A 19901-nucleotide genomic window follows, 5' to 3' on the forward strand; every position below is an offset into this window, starting at 1 on the left:
TGGCACTATCAACAGCATGGTTTTTATGATAATTCTTTTTCTGTCTTGATTTTTTTGCCCCACTTTTCTAATACACTAATCAAGAAATCAAGATTAATAGGTTTACTTATATAATCATCCATTCCTGCTTTCATACATTCTTCCTTGCTTTCTTCTAAGGTATTCGCTGTCATGGCAATAATTACTGGCTGTGGCATATCCATTGCTCTAAGCTTAATGGTTGCTTCTATACCATCCATTTCAGGCATTTGCATATCCATTAAAATTAAATCATAATACTCTCGTTCAAAAGCCTCTAATACTTCTATACCATTTTCCGCTAAATCTGCCTGAAAACCAAGTTTACTTAAAATTCTCAAGGCTAGTTTCTGATTCATAACATAATCTTCTGCAACCAAAATCTTCATTGGATAGTTTTCAGAAAAATCATTATTTAACTTTTGCGCTGGCACAGTTGTCCCTGATTTATCTATTATTTTTGGTTGTTCACTTTTCATTAAATTATCATGAATACTTTTACAGAGGATATGCTGTTTAACAGGCTTCATCAACACTGATTTAAACAAATTGGGATATTCCCGATGAAAAGTATCTGATATCGAACTTAATAAGATAATTGGTAAAAAAGGATTTAGTCGTTGAACTGCCAAAGCAAAAGCAATACCATCAATATCAGGCATTTGCATATCAGTTATTATTAAATCAAACACTTCTTTAGCTTCGATTAAGCCAATACCTTCTTTCGGAGATGACGTCAAGGTAACGCACATATTCCAATGTTCTAACTGCCCTTTCAGAATACTAAGGTTTGTCATATTATCGTCAACAACCAATACTTTTTTATTTCTTAACACTTCAAGGTTAAAAGGGAAAGTAGTAAGCTGAGCGGAACTAGTACGCGTATTAATCTTGAATTTAAACGTAGTTCCCTTGCCTACTTGGCTTTCTACTTGAATAGAGCCTCCCATTAAATTAACGATTTTCTCGCTGATAATTAGTCCTAATCCCGTCCCCCCATATCTTCTAGTAGTAGAAGAATCAACTTGCGAGAATGGTTTAAAAAGTTTGTCTAACTTATCAGGTGGAATGCCAATACCTGAGTCTCTGACCTCGAAACCTAATTCAATTTCATCATTTTCTTTGCTTTCAACGATAAAAACTCGCACAAAAACTTCTCCTTCGTGCGTAAACTTGATTGCATTTCCAATAAGATTTAATAGAATTTGGCGTAAACGGAGGTTATCACCAATAATCTGAATAGGTACATCCCATTCTATCTGGTATAATAAATCAAGATTAAGCGTTGATACCTTTGCAGCAAAAACATCCAACACTTCTTCAATACAATTTCTTAGGTTGAAATCATGCTCATCTAATTCCATTTTACCAGATTCAATTTTAGAAAAATCTAAAATATCATTGATAACCGTAAGCAATCCTTCTCCACAAGCATGAATGGTATCAGAATAACTCTTCTGTTCTTCATTTAAAGGCGTTTCCTCTAGCAATGATGCCATACCAATAATCCCATTCAAAGGAGTACGAATTTCATGACTCATGGTCGCTAAAAAAACACTTTTGGCTTTATTAGCTCTTTCTGCTTCTTGTCGTGCTTTCAGCTCATCCTGTGTAGATTTTAATAGTTGAGCTGTTCTTATCTCTACTTCTTGCTCTAGCTTATATTTTTGTTTTTGTACTAAATTAATTCTATATCTATAAAAACTTATCGCTAACCCCAAGATTAACAATATACCCAACATACGGAACCACCATGTTGCCCAAAATGGCGGTAAAATTTCTATAGTAATAGATGTCCCTTTTTCATTCCAGATGCCATCATTATTAGAAGCTTTTACATTGAATATATACGTTCCTGGGTCAAGATTCGTATAGGTTGCTGTTCGTCTACCACCAGCGTATACCCAGTCTTTATCAAAACCATCTAATTTATAAGCATATTCATTTTTTAAAGGTAACGTATAGTTTAAGGCTGCATATTCAAATGAGAAAACAGATTGTTTATAATTTAAAACTATCTTCTTCATTTCGTTAATATGACTGGTAAGCGGAGAGTCCTCGGCACCTACCACAACAGATTTATTGAAAATCTGAAAATCAGTAATAAATACAGGAGGAATAAAGGTATTATCTTTTAAACTATCTGGATTAAAGAAGTTTACGCCATTAGGCCCACCAAAAAACATTTCACCACTATGGGTTTTATAAGCTGCTCTTGGTTTAAATTCATTGCCTTGTAGCCCGTCTGAAATATTATAGTTTTTGAATGTTTTTGTCAAAGGATTATATGCCGAAATCCCTTTATTAGTGCTCATCCAAAAGTTACCTTTTTCATCTTCTAGGATAGCATTAATAAAATCATTAGGCAATCCATCTTTTTCCGTAAAAGTCTGGAAAGTTTTAGTTTTTAGATTCAACAAACACAAACCTTGGGTAGTACCCACCCATAAAAAGCCTTTTTTAGCTTCTTTAATCGTCTGAATATTATTATTACTCAAACTATTCGGGTTATTAGGGTTGGCTCTGAAATGGGTAAATATTTTTGTTTTTTTATTAAAAAGCTCTAATCCATCTTCTGTTCCTAACCAAAGGTCATCTCCATCAGTTTCATAAATGGCTTTAACATAGTTATTGCAAATACTATGAGGGTCCTTCGGATTGTGTAAATAATTTGTAAATCGTTTATTTTTTATGTCATAGTACCCCAATCCACCCGTCCAAGTACCTAGCCAAAGGTTGTTGTCTTTGCTTTTAAGCATTGTAAAAATACTATTAGAAGACACCGAGTTTTTATTTTTCGAATCAGGTACATGATGTACAAATTGCTTTGTCTTAGTATTAAACAAATCGAAGCCTCCTATAAAAAAGCCTAATGCTAATAAATCTTTATCTACTTCCACCATAGATAGCACGAAATCAGAATTGATGCTATTTTTATTGGTATGGTCATGAGTATATGCTGAAAATTTGTTTATTTTTCTATCAAATACATTCAATCCACCGCCATCTGTTCCTAACCAAATTTTATCATCTCCATGTTCTAAAATGCTCAAAATACTACTATTATTCAAGCCATTTTTATCTACTGTTTGCTTCAAAAAAGTAAACTTATTCCCAAATTTTGGTAAAAAGCTAATCCCTCCAGAATAAGTACCTATCCAAATATTACCAATGGAATCTTGATAAAGGCAATACACCGAATTGTTGCTTAAACTACTATCATCATAGATATTAAAAGCAACGGTATTAAATTTATTCGTTCTTACATTGAAGATACTTATTCCACCGTTCTCTGTACCAATCCATAAATTTCCGTTTTTATCTTCCATAAAAGATAGCACATCATTATAGCACAAGCTATTAGGATTTTTCGGGTCGTTTACATAATTGGTAAAAGTATTGTCTTTAGGGTTATATTTTGAAACACCACCTGTTAGAGTACCAATCCACAGGTTTTTCTGACTATCTAAAAAAAGTGCTTTTATCCAATCGGAAGCAACACTTTTAGGATTATTAGCCTCATGAAAAAAATGAGTAAACTCTTTCTTGTCAGGATTATATTTATTTAACCCTTCTTTGGTTCCAACCCAAATATTACCAAACTGGTCTTCTTCTAATCTATACACAAAATCACTACTAAGGCTATTTTTAATATGTTCATGATGCCTAAGTTGGATATACGTATTTTTTTGATTTCCTAATAAATATATCCCTGTAGTGGTTCCTAACCACATTCTATTTTTACTATCTTCAAATATATCACGGATGATGAGTCTATGATTTTCTTTGAAAAAATGCTCAAATATTCCTTTCTCCTGATTAAATTTATCAAGTCCAACGGCTGTGGCAACCCATAAATCTCCATTATTATCTTCTAATAGATCATAAATATAGTTATCACTAATGCTATTCTTATTTTCTCGCTGGTGCTTGTAAATCGTAAACTTATATCCATCGTATTTATTAAGGCCTTCGTCGGTAGCAAACCACATAAAGCCTTTTTTGCTCATAGTGATAGCGCTGACGTGGCTTTGGGACAAGCCGTCTTTCGTAGATATACGCTGAAATACTGGTTTAAATTCTTGCGAGAAAAGGAATGTATGCTTAAGTAATACAAAAAGGAATATATATATATGTTTATCGTTCATGGTTATGGTAAACAGTACTTAAAGTTTTGGCGGTTACAGTAATTAATTGATTTACAATGGTACTATCTTATGGAAAAATAGCAAAAATTTTACCAAATATATTATTTTATTAATATATTATTAACATTTGATGCTTTGTGATAAAATGAGGGAAAAAGTATTTTAATGTTGAAAATTGATGCTTTAAATTCTTCTTAGTTTTATTAGTGAATAAAAAGAGAGAGTATACCATATAAAGGAGGGCTAATCGAAGAGATTTTTTTATTATAAAAAAACTCTTTTTATAGTTACTTACTTTTTCTGTAGTTTTTTTTATAAATTTTTAGCTTATTTTTTTTTAATTATAAAAAAAATAGCCTTCAAAATTAATTTGAAGGCTATAATTAGAGGAGTTTTAATTGACAGTAATTATAAAAGAATTTTTTCTTATTCTTCACTGCCTATTTTAGCAATTTCTTTATCTAGAACAAATTTACCAGTAGCGCTTTCTACCTCAATCAATTCAAATAATTCTAATGCACGACGAGCATTTTTCTCTTCTTCACGTTGTTCTTTTACAAACCACATCATAAAATTTTCAGTAGCATAGTCGTTTACTTCACGACATTTAGCAATAATTCTATTAATAGAATTAGTTACTGCTATTTCGCCTTGTAAAGCCATTTCAAACACTTGCTTGATTGAAATATATTCTTGAGCAACTTCTTCAAGCGTTGGTGTAATAGCTGTACCTCCAACTTCGTTAATATATTTGAAAATTTTCAAAAAGTGGGTTCTTTCTTCCTCAGCTTGTGCATATAAATACTCTCCTGCTTTCTCAAAACCATTTCTATCTAACCATGAAGCCATTGCTAGATATTTTTGAGAAGCCTCTGCTTCCATTTTGCATTGTGCGTTCAACACTAGTTCTATTTCCTCTTTGAGCGAAGTACGGAGACGAATTAAATCTTTCATATCAATATAGTTATGTGATTCTTTATTTTTTTGACAATATTACGACGAAATATAATCTAATGTTATCATCAGATACAAAATCTACCGAAATATAGAATTAGTCTAAAAAAATCATACCAGTTCCACCGTTCCTAAAACCTCATAAAGCATAGAATTGAGGTCTAAACTGAACTTTGTGCCATCTAGTAAATCACGCAATTGAATGATTTCGCAGAGTGTTAATTGAGAAGAGAAATTATTTTTAGGAGATTGAATTAATTCAAAGTCATAATCATCTGATAAGTTAAATATCATCTCGTGAATATCTACCTTATGCACTTTTCTACGAAAAGTCAGAAAGTCACTCACTTTAAATCCCGTTAGAGTATCGTTGAATTTTATATAAATTCTATCCGTCAAATCGCACTGCCAAGTGATTCCTTTCTGGTTTTTATACAATTCATTTAATTGATTCTCTGACATTTTCATCTGATAATACTATTGTTACTTCAATGTTTATGGAACAAATTTAGTAAGCAAAAAATAAACTTCAAAATATTATTTGAAATAAGTCTAAATAAGTTTTAATATTTTTATTCTTTAGGCTTTTATAGCTTGATGTAGGCTAATATTTAGCTACTTCTTATTAATTCCCGTTAAGTCTTCCAACTATAATATTTTCATCTTTGTATCTACGATTATAATGGTCAACCCGATTTCGAATTTTATGAAAAAAAAATATTGCTATTTCCCTTTATCAATTCTTTTGATATTCAACTTTACTTTATTGGGGCAATCTTATATCCCAGAAAAAAACGATAAACGGTTCAAAATAAAACCAGTAGTTGAATTAAAGGCTTATGCATTTAACATTAAAGACATCACTCTGTTGGAAGGTAGTCCTTTTAAAAATGCCATGGATAAAGATGCGGCTTATCTATTGACAGTAGAGCCCAATCGTTTGCTACATCGCTTTTATCTAAATGCCAATTTGCCTACAAAGGGAGCAGTATATGGCGGTTGGGAAAGCGAAGGGCTTTCAGGGCATACCCTGGGGCATTATCTTTCTGCTTGTGGCATGATGTATGCTTCTACGGGCAATGTTGAGTTTAAAAAGCGAACTGACTATATCGTAACGGAACTTGCAAAATGTCAAAAAGCTAGAAAAACGGGCTATGTGGGTGCCATTCCCAAAGAAGATACGTTATTTGCAAAAGTTGCTCGTGGTGAAATAAAATCTAGTGGTTTCGACTTAAACGGAGGCTGGAGCCCTTGGTATACTGTCCACAAAGTAATGGCTGGATTAGTAGATGCCTACCTATATTGCAATAATCAACAAGCCCTCGCTGTGGTAACTGGCATGGCCGATTGGACAGCAAAAACTGTAAACCCACTTTCACCAGAACTTTTGCAAAAAATGTTAAAATGCGAATACGGAGGAATGAGTGATGTATTGGCTAATATTTATGCTATTACGGGTAATAAAAAGTATTTAGATGTGTCATACAAATTCTATGACGATTTTGTCATGGTGCCGTTGTCAAAAAAAATAGACCCGATGGCGGGGAAACATTCCAATACTAATGTGCCAAAAGCCATTGGTAGTGCTCGACAATATGAATTAACAGGAAATGAATCTGATAAAACCATTGCATCTTTCTTTTGGGATATTATGGTGCATAACCATAGTTATGTAATTGGGGGAAATAGTAATTATGAGTATTGCACTGAACCGCATAAACTAAACGACCACCTAAGCGATAATACTTGCGAAACGTGCAACACTTATAATATGCTAAAGCTCACAAGACATTTGTTTTGTTGGCAACCTAATAGCCAATTAGGAGATTATTACGAAAGGGCATTGTACAATCACATCTTAGCATCACAAAATCCTGAAAATGGGATGATGTGCTATTTTGTGCCTTTGAGAATGGGCACAAAAAAAGAATTTAGTGAACCCTTCAATACTTTTACTTGCTGTGTGGGTAGTGGGATGGAAAACCATGCTAAATACACAGAAAGTATTTATTATGAAGGGGCTGACGGAAGCTTGTTTATCAATTTATTCATTCCTTCGGTACTCAAATGGCCAGCAAAGGGCATTACTATTACTCAAAAGACTCAATATCCTACTAGCGAAAACACTTCTTTAACCATTCAAGCTAAAACTCCAAAAGCTTTTACTTTACGCCTGCGTTCGCCTTGGTGGGCAACAAAAGGAGTAAATATACATATCAATGGGGAAGTTCAAAAAGTTGAAAAAGATAAGTCAGGATATTTAGTAATTAACAGAACATGGAAGAATAATGACACAATAGAGATTAACTTTCCGATGTCCCTCTATACCGAAAGTATGCCCGACAATGCCAATCGTATTGCTTTTTTATACGGTCCTTTGGTCTTGGCAGGACAATTAGGAAAAGAATTGCCTGACCCTATTTATGGAACGCCAGTTTTGTTGACAGACGATAAAAATATCAACAATTGGTTAAAACCTGTAGCCAATCAGCTCTTGACATTCAAAATAGAGCAGGTAGGGAAGCCTTTTGATGCTACATTAATTCCATTTTATCAGACTTATCAGCAACATTATAGTGTTTACTGGGACTATTTTACGAAAGCAGATTGGCAAAATAGGCAAACGGAATATGAAGCAGAAAAAAAACGTCAACAGCAAATTGAGGCAATGACGATTGATGAATTCAGAATTGGAGAAATGCAACCCGAACGTGACCATCAATTAAAAGCCAGTGAACAATCTTATACGGACATTGCCTTAGGAAAAACAGGTAGAGAAGTAAGAGCAGGTGGATTCTTTTCTTTTCAGATGAAAGTAAATTCTGCCATAGAAAACAGCCTTTTATTAACTTACTTAGGCGATGATAAGGGTAGACTTTTTGATATTGTTATCGACGGAACAAAAATTGCCACCCAAGAATTAAAAGGAGGAACTACAGGAAAATTCTTTGATGTAGTATATCCAATTCCTACAGAACTTATCCAAGGCAAAAGCACGATTGAAGTGAAAATATTAGCCAATGCAGGCAGAACAGCTGGAAGGGTATTTGGTTGTAGAATTATTAAAGTAGAGAAATAAAGTAAGGCACTCTATTGGTCATGAAAAATGACACATAAAAACCTGTACTCTTTTTACCATAAACATTAGAAAAAGAGTACAGGCTATTTAAAATTTTATGTCTATAAGTACTTAACAGCTTTAATAACTTTGATACCATTTAACATTGGCAGTATCTTAACATTTTCTGAAGGAACAATTCCTCTTTTTATCCAGTTTGAGACAACGTTGGTACTAGCTACATGAAAACGCTTTGCATATTCTTTAATAGTAATCCATTCATTAAGGTCTATTACAAAATCAGGGGTAGTAATATAGTTTTTACTTTGCTCTATAAGTTCATTTGCAGCCATAGACATCATTTTAGCCTTTGCTTTTATAACGCCTTTTATAGCTTCTTGTTCAGATGGATTTGCCGTATTAAAATATTCCTTTAGCTGTTTTGAACTTAGGTCAATTGCTATTTCATCTTTAGCTGATAGAAAATCAGCAATAATTATCTCTAATTTCATAATTTGTATGAAGGCACTTATTCTCCTTCTTTTTTAATTGTTCCTCTAAATTGTTGATTTCAGCATCTAGTTTATTTAAAGTATCCAGCAATTCATTAATTGTTTCTTCATCAGCTATATCTTTTAAGTTTGTAAGCATTGTTTTAGTTGAAGCTCTCATTATCCTGAGATGGATAAGTATCTGTTTTTTCATTTTACATCATGCTTTTGTAGGTGTTTATTTGTACAAATAAAATAAATGTTACGCTATGTAACAAACATTGTTTTAGAATATTATATGTTACCTTATATCAATGCTATAACTATTAACCATAAATCGCAATATTATCTTCCAAATAGGTTAATATCAATCTATATTTGATTAAAAATGGTAATTTTTGCACACTATTTTATTGATAATTTTGATTAAAAATAAAAGAAAATTATGGCAATCAATTGGAAAGGAGTATTCCCAGCAGTTACTACAAAGTTTAATGAAAAAGATGAGCTTGACTTCGAGCTTTTTGATAAGAATTTACAATTTCAGTTAGAAGCAGGTGTTCACGGAATTATTTTGGGGGGAACTTTAGGAGAATCAAGCGTATTGAGTTTAGAAGAAAAAGGTGCTTTAGTGAAATTTACTGTTGAAAAAGTAGCAGGTAAAGTACCAGTAATTTTAAACATTGCAGAAGGAGCTACTAAAGATGCTATCGAGTTGGCGCGTTTAGCAGAAGAATGGGGAGCAGAAGGATTGATGATGTTGCCACCTATGCGTTATAAAACAGACCATCGTGAAACGGTTGAATATTTCAAAGCAGTAGCTAATTCAACTACGCTTCCAATTATGATTTATAACAATCCTGTTGATTATAAAATTGAAGTAACTTTAGCGATGTTTTCTGAATTAGTAGTTTGTGAAAACATTCAAGCAGTTAAAGAATCAACGCGTGACTTAACCAATGTTACTCGTATGAGAAACCTATTTGGCGAGCGTTACAGTATTCTTTGTGGGGTAGATACCATTGCGATGGAACAATTGGTAATGGGTGCTGATGGTTGGGTAGCAGGCTTAGTGTGTGCATTCCCAGAAGAAACCGTTGCTATTTATAAATTAGTGAAAGCAGGTAGAATTGCTGAAGCAAGAAGTATTTATCGTTGGTTTATCCCTTTATTAGAGCTTGATATTCACCCTAAGTTGGTACAATATATCAAATTAGCAGAAGCCCAAGTAGGGATAGGAAGCGAGGCCGTTAGACCACCACGACTTACTTTAATTGGCGAAGAGAGAGAAGCAATTTTGAACATTATCAATACAGGAATTGCGACAAGACCAACTTTGCCAGATTATAAAGCCATTGAAATTGATTAATTTTTGCTTAGCTTAACGTTTAGTAAAGTATTCTTAAAGCAGAATTCTTAAACCAAATCATATATATAATTTTAATACTCAACATACCGTGAATCCTACTAGTAGGATTCACGGATGTTAAATTCGATTATTTTCTGTAAGCTGTTTTATTAAATATTTCATCAACAAACTTTATTTTTACAGCTAACATCAATTATCCAATATTTGTACTTATTCCGATTACTTAACCATACAATACTTTGAAAAAAACATTCTTTTGCATTGATGCTCATACATGTGGAAATCCTGTCAGATTAGTTGCAGGCGGTGGACCAACCCTTATAGGTGAAAACATGAGTGAAAAAAGACAGCACTTTTTAAAAGAATATGACTGGATTAGACAAGGCTTAATGTTTGAACCTCGTGGCCATGACATGATGAGTGGAAGTATTTTGTTTCCCCCACACAATCCTGAAAATGATGTCGCTGTCCTCTTCATAGAAACCAGTGGTTGTTTACCTATGTGCGGACATGGAACGATAGGTACAATAACTATTGCTATTGAAGAAGGATTAATCATTCCTAAAACCAAAGGTATTATCAGAATGGAAGCACCGGCGGGCTTGGTAATGATTGAATATAAACAAGAAGGGAACAAAGTAAAAAGTGTAAAACTGACGAATGTAGCATCATTTTTAGCTGCTGAAAATATCAGTGTAGAATGCCCTGATTTAGGAACATTGACAGTAGATGTATCTTATGGAGGTAATTTTTACGCCATTGTGGATGTTCAAGAGAACTTTAAAGGGTTACAACATTATACTGCTGACCAATTGATTAGTTGGAGTAGAACGATGCGTAAACGAATCAATGAGCAATATACTTTTGTTCATCCCGATAATGAAACGATCAACGGCTGTTCGCATATATTGTGGACTGGCGACGTACTCGACCAAAGCTCTACGGCTAGAAATGCGGTTTTTTATGGGGATAAGGCCATTGACCGTTCACCATGTGGCACAGGTACCTCAGCAAGAATGGCGCAATGGTATGCTAAAGGCAAACTAAAAAAGGGAGATAATTTTGTGCATGAAAGTATCATTGGCTCAAAGTTCATTGGTCGAATAGAAGAAGAAACTAGTGTTGGGGGTAAACCAGCCATCAGACCAAGTATTGAAGGTTGGGCTAGAATTTATGGCTATAATACCATCAATATTGACGATGAAGACGATCCTTATGCTTATGGTTTCCAAGTATTGTAACAAATAAATTCATCATACAACCTGAGCAATATGAATCAACCAACTACTATAGACCCCTCGGCTGAACAAAATTCAAGTACATTCAAACGTTCGTTGAGTTTATTGGATGCCACCATGATAGTTGCAGGTTCTATGATTGGCTCAGGGATTTTTATAGTGAGTGCCGATATTACCCGCAATGTAGGTTCTGCGGGTTGGCTGTTAGTCATTTGGTTGATAACAGGGCTATTAACCTTAATTGCTGCCGTAAGTTACGGAGAACTAAGTGCCATGTTTCCTAAGGCAGGCGGACAGTACATTTATTTAAAAGAAGCCTTCAATCCCCTTGTTGGCTTTTTGTATGGGTGGAGTTTCTTTGCCGTCATCCAAACAGGCTCTATTGCTGCGGTGGGAGTGGCTTTTAGTAAATTTTCAGCCTATATTTTTCCTTTTCTCAGTGAAAAAAATATCTTATTCGACCTTGGATTATTCAAAGTTTCGGCCGCTCAACTTACTTCAATATTAATGGTTTCCTTGTTAACGTATATCAATACGCGTGGCGTGAAAGAAGGAAAAACCATTCAAACCATACTAACACTCATCAAAATTATAGCATTATTCGGACTGATTATCTTTGGTTTTTCAATAGCTGCCAAAAAAGAAATTTGGGAAGCCAATTGGCAAACAGGTTTTTCTCTTTTCAAATTTGATGGCATTTCATCACTTCCCTACTCCAGTATGGCTTTTATGGGTGCTATCGCAGCCAGTATGGTTGGTAGTTTATTTAGTAGTGATTCTTGGAATAACGTTACTTTTATAGCAGGAGAAATTAAAAGACCTGAACGAAATATTGGACTAAGTTTATTCTTAGGAACACTTATCGTTACAGCTACTTATTTTCTGTGCAATGTCATGTATCTGAGCGTATTATCTCTACAAGAAATCGCTACCTCTGAAAATGACAGAGTAGGCATGGTGGCATCACAACATATTTTCGGAGAGGTGGGTACAATCGTTATTGCTGTTTTCCTAATGATTTCTACTTTTGGTTGTGATAACGGTTTGATTTTATCAGGTGCGAGAGTGTATTACAGCATGGCAAAAGATGGCCTATTTTTTAAACAAGTAACTCAACTTAATAAAAATGGCGTACCCGAAAAAGCGTTGTGGATACAATGCATTTGGGCATCTATACTTTGCCTGAGTGGTCGCTATGGTGAATTACTTGATTATGTAATCTTTGCAGTACTAATTTTTTATATACTAACTATTATCGGAATCTTCAGATTACGCATCACTCAACCCAACTTACCTCGTCCTTACAAAGCCTTTGGCTATCCTTTTTTACCCCTTATTTACATCGTTTCGGCATCAGTAATTAGTATTTCATTATTGATATATCGTCCTTCATTTACTTTGCCAGGTTTAGTAATTGTATTGTTAGGTATTCCAGCTTATTATTTTTTTCTAGGCAAGAAGGTTCAATCATAAGTATCATCATTAGCCATAAAATACTCAAAAACATGTCATCATTATCTTTCAAAAGGCTATTTACTTTAGTGGCTCTTTTTTCATTTTTTATCAATGAAACCGAGGCACAACACAATGATTATCCTATTCAACCTGTCACTTTTACACAAGTACACTTTAAGGATAGTTTTTGGTTACCTAAAATGAAAATCAATGCCGAGGTAACCATTCCCTATACATTAAACCAATGTAAAATAACGGGACGGATTGATAATTTTGCCAAAGCAGCAGGAAAAATGCTCGCTGAAAAAAGTACTACTTATACATTTGATGATACCGATTTGTATAAAGTAATAGAAGGGGCATCGTATAGTCTTCAAACTAAAAAAGATATTGCCCTTGAAAAATACTTGGATACCTTAATTAGCAATATCGGAGCTGCCCAAGAACCAGACGGCTATTTATTTACTTTCAGAACCATGAAAATTGCCAAACCGCATGAGTGGATTGGTAAAAAACGTTGGGAAAAAGAAGAAGACCTAAGTCATGAATTATACAATGCGGGGCATCTTTATGAAGCTGCAGTAGCACATTATCAAGCTACTGGCAAAAAGAATTTACTGAATATTGCTACTAAAAATGCTGACTTATTAGTAAAAACGTTTGGCTGGGGCAAAGAAGAACGTTTTCCCGGTCACCAAATCGTGGAGACTGGTTTAACGCGATTATATAGAGTAACTGGCAAAAAGGAGTACTTGACTTTAGCAAAATTCTTTCTGGATTTAAGAGGCAAAGAAGGACATTTGAACCAAGAATACAGTCAGTCCCATAAAAAAGTAGTAGATCAGCATACAGCAGTAGGTCATGCCGTTCGAGCAACTTATATGTATACAGGCATGGCTGATGTAGCAGCTTTGACTGGCGACAAGCAATACTTAAGTGCCATTGACGATATTTGGAATGATGTGGTTGATAAAAAGATTTACATCACAGGTGGTATAGGAGCTACGGGTAACGGAGAAGCCTTTGGGGCAGATTATGATTTACCCAATATGAGTGCATACGCTGAAACTTGTGCGGCCATCGCCAACGTATATTGGAATAATAGAATGTTTTTACTCCACGGAGACGCCAAATACATTGATGTATTAGAACGTACGCTCTATAATGGTTTACTTTCTGGCATTTCTTTAACTGGCGATAAATTCTTTTATCCAAATCCGCTGGCTTCAATGGGGCAACATCAACGTAGAACTTGGTATGATTGTGCCTGTTGTATTTCTAACATGACTCGCTTTTTACCATCTGTACCAGGATATGCGTATGCTCAAAATCAGAACGATTTATACATTAATTTATTCGTAGGGGGTGATGCCAATATTCAATTAACGAATACAAAAGTTTCAATCCATCAAGAAACCAATTATCCTTGGAGTGGTAAAGATGAATTTACAGTAAATCCTGCTAAAAAATCTAGTTTCAACATTCACATTCGTATTCCAGGTTGGACAAAAAATCAACCCATTAAAGGCGATTTGTATCAGGATAAAAGCAAAAGTGCCGATTTTACACTTCTATTAAATGGAAAACCTGCAAAATATTCCATCGAAAAAGGCTATGCTGTGATTAATCGTACTTGGGTGAAAGGCGATAAGCTAAGTTTGGATTTACCGATGGAAGTAAAAAAAATCGAAGCGAAAGATAGTGTAAAAGCAGATTATTTAAGATTTGCTTTACAACGAGGACCGTTAGTTTATTGCTTAGAAGGTATAGATAATACAGATTCGTCAGTACTGAATATTGTTGTTGACAAAAACTCAACAGTTACTCCTATTTTTCAAGCCAGTTTATTGAATGGTGTGATGGCGTTAGAAATGGACGGTTCGTCGACTAAAAGACAAATCAATAGTAATGAATTGATTAAAACACAGCAAAAAGTAACCGCTATTCCATATTATACATGGGCGAATCGTGGTTCGTCAGAAATGCAAGTTTGGATTCCTTTTGAAGCGTCGGCATCAAAACCAAAGCCTGCTCCAACCATAGCTAGTAAAAGTAAAGTTACAGCTTCCATCAAAAGTCCGATGATGTTAAAAGCACTCAACGATCAATATGAAGTTGAAAATTCTATTGACAGAAGTGGTAACTTCTTCCATTGGTGGCCAAAGAAAAACTCAACCGAATTTATTCAGTATGATTTTGACCAAGAATATACGGTATCATCATCAGAAGTATATTGGTTTGATGATAGTCCGTGGGGAGGTTGTTATTTGCCAAGTGCTTGGAAAATATTATACTTGAAAGATGGGCAATGGCTTCCTGTGAAAGTAATCAATCAAGAGGCTATTGCTAAAGATAAATTCAATACTATTCAATTTGAACCCGTAAGTACCAAAGCCTTAAAGTTAGAAGTACAGTTATCGAAAGATAATGCTGCGGGGATTCATGAGTGGAAGGTGAAGTAAACCAAATAGTAATGTAAAACAGTTACTCACGTACTTAAGTATAGAACAAAATAGCTTATTATTCACCAAACCTTCACGTGAATAATAAGCTATTTTGTTTTTAGGCATTTCCTAAAAATAAATTTCCATTCCTGTGTTTTCTTGTCCTAGTTCAAGAGAAATCAATATGCGAGCTGATAACTTTGTATCAACAAAAAAGGAAAACAATTATGGAAAATAGAATAAATGGATTGCACCATATCACTGCTATTGCAGGAAATGCAAAGAGAAATTACGACTTTTATACAAAAGTAATGGGATTGAAAATGATTAAAAAAACTGTCAATTTCGATGACCCAAATACATATCACTTTTACTATGGTAACGCAACAGGCGAACCAGGAACAGTATTAACATTCTTCCCTTGGGGCGATGGTATTCCACAAGGAAGAAGAGGAACTCGTCAAGCTACAGAAATTGGGTATGCTGTTCCAGAAGGAAGTTTAGAATTCTGGCAAAAAAGATTTGACCAAAACAATGTTACTTATAATAAAGTAGCTGAGAAATTTGGAGAACAATACCTTACCTTCTTAGACCCAGACGGTTTGAAATTTGAATTGATTGTTCCTAAAAAAGCTGATACTCGTACCCCATTTGAAACAGAGGAAGTAACAGCACAGCATGCTACTTTAGGCTTTCATAGTGTTACGATTACTACTAATAAAATTGATGCTACGGCTAAAGTGCTTACCGATATTTTCGGGTATCGTTTATTAGAACAACACGTAAATCGTTATCGTTTTGTAACTGATGCTGTTGAACAAGCAGCCATTGTTGATTTAGTAGAAGTACCAGGTGAAGGCGTAGGACACGTTTCAAAAGGTTCTGTACACCACGTAGCTTTCAGAGTAAGTGATGATAATATCCTAATGGAATTTCGCAAAAAAGTAATGGATGCGGGTTTACAGATTACAGAGAAAATCGATAGAAACTATTTCTATTCACTATATTTCCGTGAACCAGGTGGAGTACTTTTTGAAATTGCAAGTGATAACCCAGGGTTTACAGTAGATGAATCCTTAGAAGAATTGGGATTAAACTTAAAATTACCTGCTCAATATGAACAATATCGTGCTGGTATCGAAAAAACCCTTCCAAAACTGGTTTAACTTACTCATTAAAATTATGTATTTACATAGCAAACAAGTTTTAACCACTGGTATTTCAATCGAAAAAGCCAAAAAAGCGATCGTGATGATTCACGGTCGCGGTGGTTCAGCCCAAGATATCATTACGTTAAAAGAACATTTGAATCTTGGTGAAATGGCGATTTTTGCTCCTCAAGCTACACAAAGAAGTTGGTATCCATATAGTTTTATGGCACCCGAGGGACAAAATCAACCTGCGCTAGATTCAGCGCTAAATGTAATAGATGAAGTAGTGAAAGATATTGAAAAGGCAGGTATTCCTGCTGATTCAATATACTTTTTAGGATTTTCTCAAGGAGCCTGTCTTACATTAGAATACGTGGCTAGAAATGCTAAAAAGTATGGCGGCGTAGTGGCTTTTACTGGCGGAGTGATTGGCGAAGTATTAGTAAAAGAAAGGTACAAAGGAGACTTTGAGCAAACACCAATATTGATTACAACAGGCAATCCAGACCCCCATGTTCCGTTAATAAGAGTAGAAGAGAGTATTGAGATTTTAAAAAATCTTAATTCGAATGTTCATTCTAATATTTTTAAAGACAAGCAACATACTATTTCTTTCGAGGAAATCAATTTAGCGAACCAATATATTTTTAAAGAAAATTAATTATCAATTTCATAAAATTAAACTTAAAACATCATGTCAACTACAATCTGGGCTATCGACCCTTCACATTCAGAAGTACAGTTTAAAGTTAAACATTTAGTTATCACAACTGTAACAGGACATTTCAAAGAATTCAGCGGAACAGTGGAAGCTGGAGATGATTTTGAAGATGCAAAAATATCATTTGAAGCCAAAGTGGATTCTATTAGTACTAATAGCGAACAACGCGACGGACACTTAAAAAGTGCTGATTTCTTTGAAGTTGAAAAGTATCCAACACTTTCGTTTGCTTCTGCGAAATTTACAAAAAAAGATGATGATGAGTTTGAATTAGTAGGTGATTTAACCATCAAAGGCGTAACACAACCTGTGAAATTAGCAGTAGAATATGGTGGAACAGCAACTGACCCTTGGGGAAATGTAAAAGCTGGTTTTGAATTAACCGCTAAAATTAATCGTAAAGATTTTGGTTTAACTTGGAATGCTCCAACAGAAGCAGGTGGAGTTTTAGTAAGCGAAGAAGTAAAATTAATAGCTAATATTCAGTTATTAAAGCAAGCATAATACACATTCCAAAATGGTCTCTATATTTTTTAGCATAGAGACCATTTTATTAATATGTTGATTTATAAAAAGTTAACTACTATAGTATAAATTATTTATTGACAATATTTGTAGGATTTCCTGCTATATAAGCCGAGATGTTTTCTAAAGCAATAGACAATAATCTTGTTCTCGCTTCTTTAGTAGCCCAAGCAATGTGTGGTGTAATAATACAATTTTCTGCTGTAAATAATGGATTGTCTTTTTGAGGGGGTTCTACAGAAAGTACATCAATACCTGCTCCAGCAATAGTACCATTATTTAATGCTTCGGCTAAATCTTCATCGACTACAATGGGTCCTCTAGAGGTATTAATCATGAAAGCAGCGTTTTTCATTTTCTGTAAATTTTCAAGATTAATCAGTCCTTTTGTTTCAGCAGTCAGTGGACAATGAATACTTACAACATCTGACGCTACTAACAAATCTGGTATGCTTGCCCATTTAAAATTTTTACGATGCGATTGGTCGGTTTGTGTACGACTATAACCAATTACGTTCATTCCAAAAGCTGTAGCAACATCTGCGACTCTTTGACCAATGCTCCCAAAACCAATAATGCCTATGGTTTTTCCAGCTAATTCAATCAAAGGAAAATCCCAGAAACAAAAATCTTTAGAATTTGCCCATTTCCCTTCTCTAACAGCATCACTATGTTTTTGAACATGTAAAGTAAGTTCTAGTAAGAGTGAAAAAGTCATTTGCACAACCGATTCTGTACCATAAGCAGGCACATTGCTTACAATAACGCCTTGGTTTTTAGCAGCTTCAATATCAACTATATTATATCCTGTAGCCAATACGCCAATGTATTTCAAGCTACTCAATTGGGAAATTTCTGATGCGCCAAGTGGTGTTTTATTCGTTAACACAATCTCTGCTCCGTCGGCACGTTCAACAATTTTTTCGCTTGGGGTTCTATCATAAATTACAACTTCTCCCAATGCGTTTAATTCATCCCATGATAAATCTCCAGGATTTAAAGTATATCCATCTAAAACAACAATCTTCATTTTGCTTAGTTATTTTGTTATTACTGCAAAGCTAATTAATTTACGCTTGTGTGATACTACAAATGTAAATGACCATATTATCAAAGACTAATTTTAATCGCTCTCCCTCCTGCCCTTATTTTTAAAATTTCTTTCTCTTCAAAAATGCTAATGTTACAAAAGTCATAATAGTAACTAGTTTTTATCTTTTACGAATTTCACCTTACCTAGCTTATACAATGAAAATTTAAAATACCCTTAATAAAGGTATTTCGAATGAACGGAATTTCTTTAGTTAAAAAAAAATGTAAAATCAACCCTTTCAAAAATAAAAAAATGATTTTATAAGTTTTGTTTAAAATCTAATACGACCCTCTTAGATTTTAAACAAAGCATATTATATTTGTCTAAAAGTAAAGTTTAAGGGCTAAGTTTTAAAAATTGATTATTTCGGGTACTTCAAAAATTTAGTTTTGAAAATAGCAGGAAAATAAAGCCTTTGAGAATCGGTTATTCTGTAGCAGATTAATCAAGTAAGGAAATAATGAAATCTCAGCGGATTAAAAATTGAGCTTTAAAACTGTAAATCTATCTATGAAAAAATATGTAAGCTATCTACGCGTTTCAACAAAAGGTCAAGAACGTTCGGGACTTGGTTTAGAAGCCCAACGCGCCATTATTGAACATTATGCAAAAATTGATGAAGCAGATATTGAACATGAATTTATTGAAGCCATCAGTGGCAAAGACATTGAAAATCGTCCTAAATTGATGGAAGCGATTAAATTGTGTAATGAAAAAAAATACACATTTATCGTTGCCAAATTAGATAGATTGAGCAGGGATATTGAGCATATATTTAAATTGAAGAAATTATTAGGTGAAAACTTTAAAAGTTGTGATTTACCTGATACTGACACAGTTACACTAGGAATTTATGCAATTTTTGCTCAAAGAGAAAGAGAAATCATTAGTATCAGGACAAAAGTAGCCTTGGAAGCCAAGAAAAAAAGGGGCGAAAAAATGGGCAATCCTCAGTATTTTACACAAGAAACTAGAGACCTTGGTGGGAAGATGCAAAGAGAAAAAGCCATTAAAAACATTAATAACAAAATGGCAAGCGGGATGATAGCCCGATACAATAGAGATGAATATACGTTGGAAAGTATTGCCCAAGAACTCAATAATTTTGGTTTCAGAACCGTTAAAGGAAAACTGTTCAACCGTTCTACGGTTTGGTATTTGATAAAACGACAAAAAGAGATAAATACGACGTAAACAATGATTTTTATTACGCTAAATTTCCTTCACTGTTCTTAC

15 protein-coding genes are annotated in these 19901 nt (G+C 34.2%); 9 read left to right on the top strand and 6 right to left on the bottom strand.

Annotated features, from left to right (window positions below):
• Positions 1-23 precede the first annotated feature (23 nt).
• From AC1RNE_RS21355 to AC1RNE_RS21365, 3 genes are all read right to left on the bottom strand, one after another.
• Positions 24-4166 (bottom strand): hybrid sensor histidine kinase/response regulator, encoded by a 4143-nt coding sequence (locus AC1RNE_RS21355; protein ID WP_492803999.1) that lies wholly within the window; start codon positions 4164-4166, stop codon positions 24-26.
• 426 nt (positions 4167-4592) lie between these two features.
• Positions 4593-5120 (bottom strand): ferritin, encoded by a 528-nt coding sequence (locus tag AC1RNE_RS21360; protein ID WP_492804001.1) that lies wholly within the window; start codon positions 5118-5120, stop codon positions 4593-4595.
• A 111-nt stretch (positions 5121-5231) separates the two neighbouring features.
• The gene (locus tag AC1RNE_RS21365) at positions 5232-5582 is read right to left on the bottom strand and encodes a hypothetical protein (protein ID WP_492804003.1); all 351 of its coding nucleotides are present in this window, start codon (positions 5580-5582) and stop codon (positions 5232-5234) included.
• Between the two features lie 244 nt (positions 5583-5826).
• Here AC1RNE_RS21365 and AC1RNE_RS21370 point away from each other — a divergent pair, with 244 nt between their 5' ends.
• Positions 5827-8199: a beta-L-arabinofuranosidase domain-containing protein gene (locus tag AC1RNE_RS21370; protein WP_492804005.1), complete on the top strand. Its 2373-nt coding sequence runs from the start codon at positions 5827-5829 to the stop codon at positions 8197-8199.
• 101 nt (positions 8200-8300) lie between these two features.
• Here AC1RNE_RS21370 and AC1RNE_RS21375 read toward each other — a convergent pair whose 3' ends face one another.
• Both AC1RNE_RS21375 and AC1RNE_RS21380 read right to left on the bottom strand, forming a co-directional pair.
• Positions 8301-8690 carry a hypothetical protein gene (locus AC1RNE_RS21375; protein WP_492804006.1) on the bottom strand — a complete coding sequence of 130 codons (390 nt, stop codon included), beginning with the start codon at positions 8688-8690 and terminating at the stop codon, positions 8301-8303.
• Complete coding sequence (locus AC1RNE_RS21380) at positions 8665-8883, bottom strand: hypothetical protein (protein ID WP_492804008.1); 219 nt, start codon at positions 8881-8883, stop codon at positions 8665-8667. The genes AC1RNE_RS21375 and AC1RNE_RS21380 overlap by 26 nt, the downstream gene beginning before the upstream one ends.
• A gap of 237 nt (positions 8884-9120) precedes the next feature.
• Between AC1RNE_RS21380 and AC1RNE_RS21385 the strand changes: the two genes are divergently transcribed.
• The 7 genes from AC1RNE_RS21385 to AC1RNE_RS21415 all read left to right on the top strand — a co-directional run bounded on the left by AC1RNE_RS21385 (position 9121) and on the right by AC1RNE_RS21415 (position 17551).
• Positions 9121-10038: a dihydrodipicolinate synthase family protein gene (locus AC1RNE_RS21385; RefSeq protein WP_492804078.1), complete on the top strand. Its 918-nt coding sequence runs from the start codon at positions 9121-9123 to the stop codon at positions 10036-10038.
• Positions 10039-10277: 239 nt separating this feature from the next.
• Positions 10278-11279: a 4-hydroxyproline epimerase gene (locus tag AC1RNE_RS21390; protein ID WP_492804009.1), complete on the top strand. Its 1002-nt coding sequence runs from the start codon at positions 10278-10280 to the stop codon at positions 11277-11279.
• Between the two features lie 30 nt (positions 11280-11309).
• Positions 11310-12749 (top strand): APC family permease, encoded by a 1440-nt coding sequence (locus AC1RNE_RS21395; RefSeq protein WP_492804011.1) that lies wholly within the window; start codon positions 11310-11312, stop codon positions 12747-12749.
• A gap of 32 nt (positions 12750-12781) precedes the next feature.
• Positions 12782-15193, top strand: coding sequence for a glycoside hydrolase family 127 protein (locus AC1RNE_RS21400; RefSeq protein ID WP_492804012.1), 2412 nt, complete (start codon positions 12782-12784; stop codon positions 15191-15193).
• A gap of 209 nt (positions 15194-15402) precedes the next feature.
• Positions 15403-16341, top strand: coding sequence for a ring-cleaving dioxygenase (locus AC1RNE_RS21405; RefSeq protein ID WP_492804014.1), 939 nt, complete (start codon positions 15403-15405; stop codon positions 16339-16341).
• Between the two features lie 16 nt (positions 16342-16357).
• Entirely contained in the window at positions 16358-16987 is a 630-nt protein-coding gene (locus tag AC1RNE_RS21410; protein WP_492804016.1) for an alpha/beta hydrolase, read from the top strand.
• Between the two features lie 33 nt (positions 16988-17020).
• The gene (locus AC1RNE_RS21415) at positions 17021-17551 is read left to right on the top strand and encodes a YceI family protein (protein WP_492804017.1); all 531 of its coding nucleotides are present in this window, start codon (positions 17021-17023) and stop codon (positions 17549-17551) included.
• A 91-nt stretch (positions 17552-17642) separates the two neighbouring features.
• Here the strand turns inward: AC1RNE_RS21415 and AC1RNE_RS21420 are convergent, their stop codons facing one another.
• A complete protein-coding gene (locus AC1RNE_RS21420) occupies positions 17643-18602 on the bottom strand; it encodes a D-2-hydroxyacid dehydrogenase (protein ID WP_492804019.1) in 960 nt (319 codons plus the stop codon).
• Between the two features lie 573 nt (positions 18603-19175).
• Here AC1RNE_RS21420 and AC1RNE_RS21425 point away from each other — a divergent pair.
• Entirely contained in the window at positions 19176-19859 is a 684-nt protein-coding gene (locus tag AC1RNE_RS21425) for a recombinase family protein (protein ID WP_492804020.1), read from the top strand.
• Positions 19860-19901: the final 42 nt, after the last annotated feature.

The sequence above is a fragment of the Arcicella sp. GW822-FHT02H01 genome (assembly GCF_058802005.1).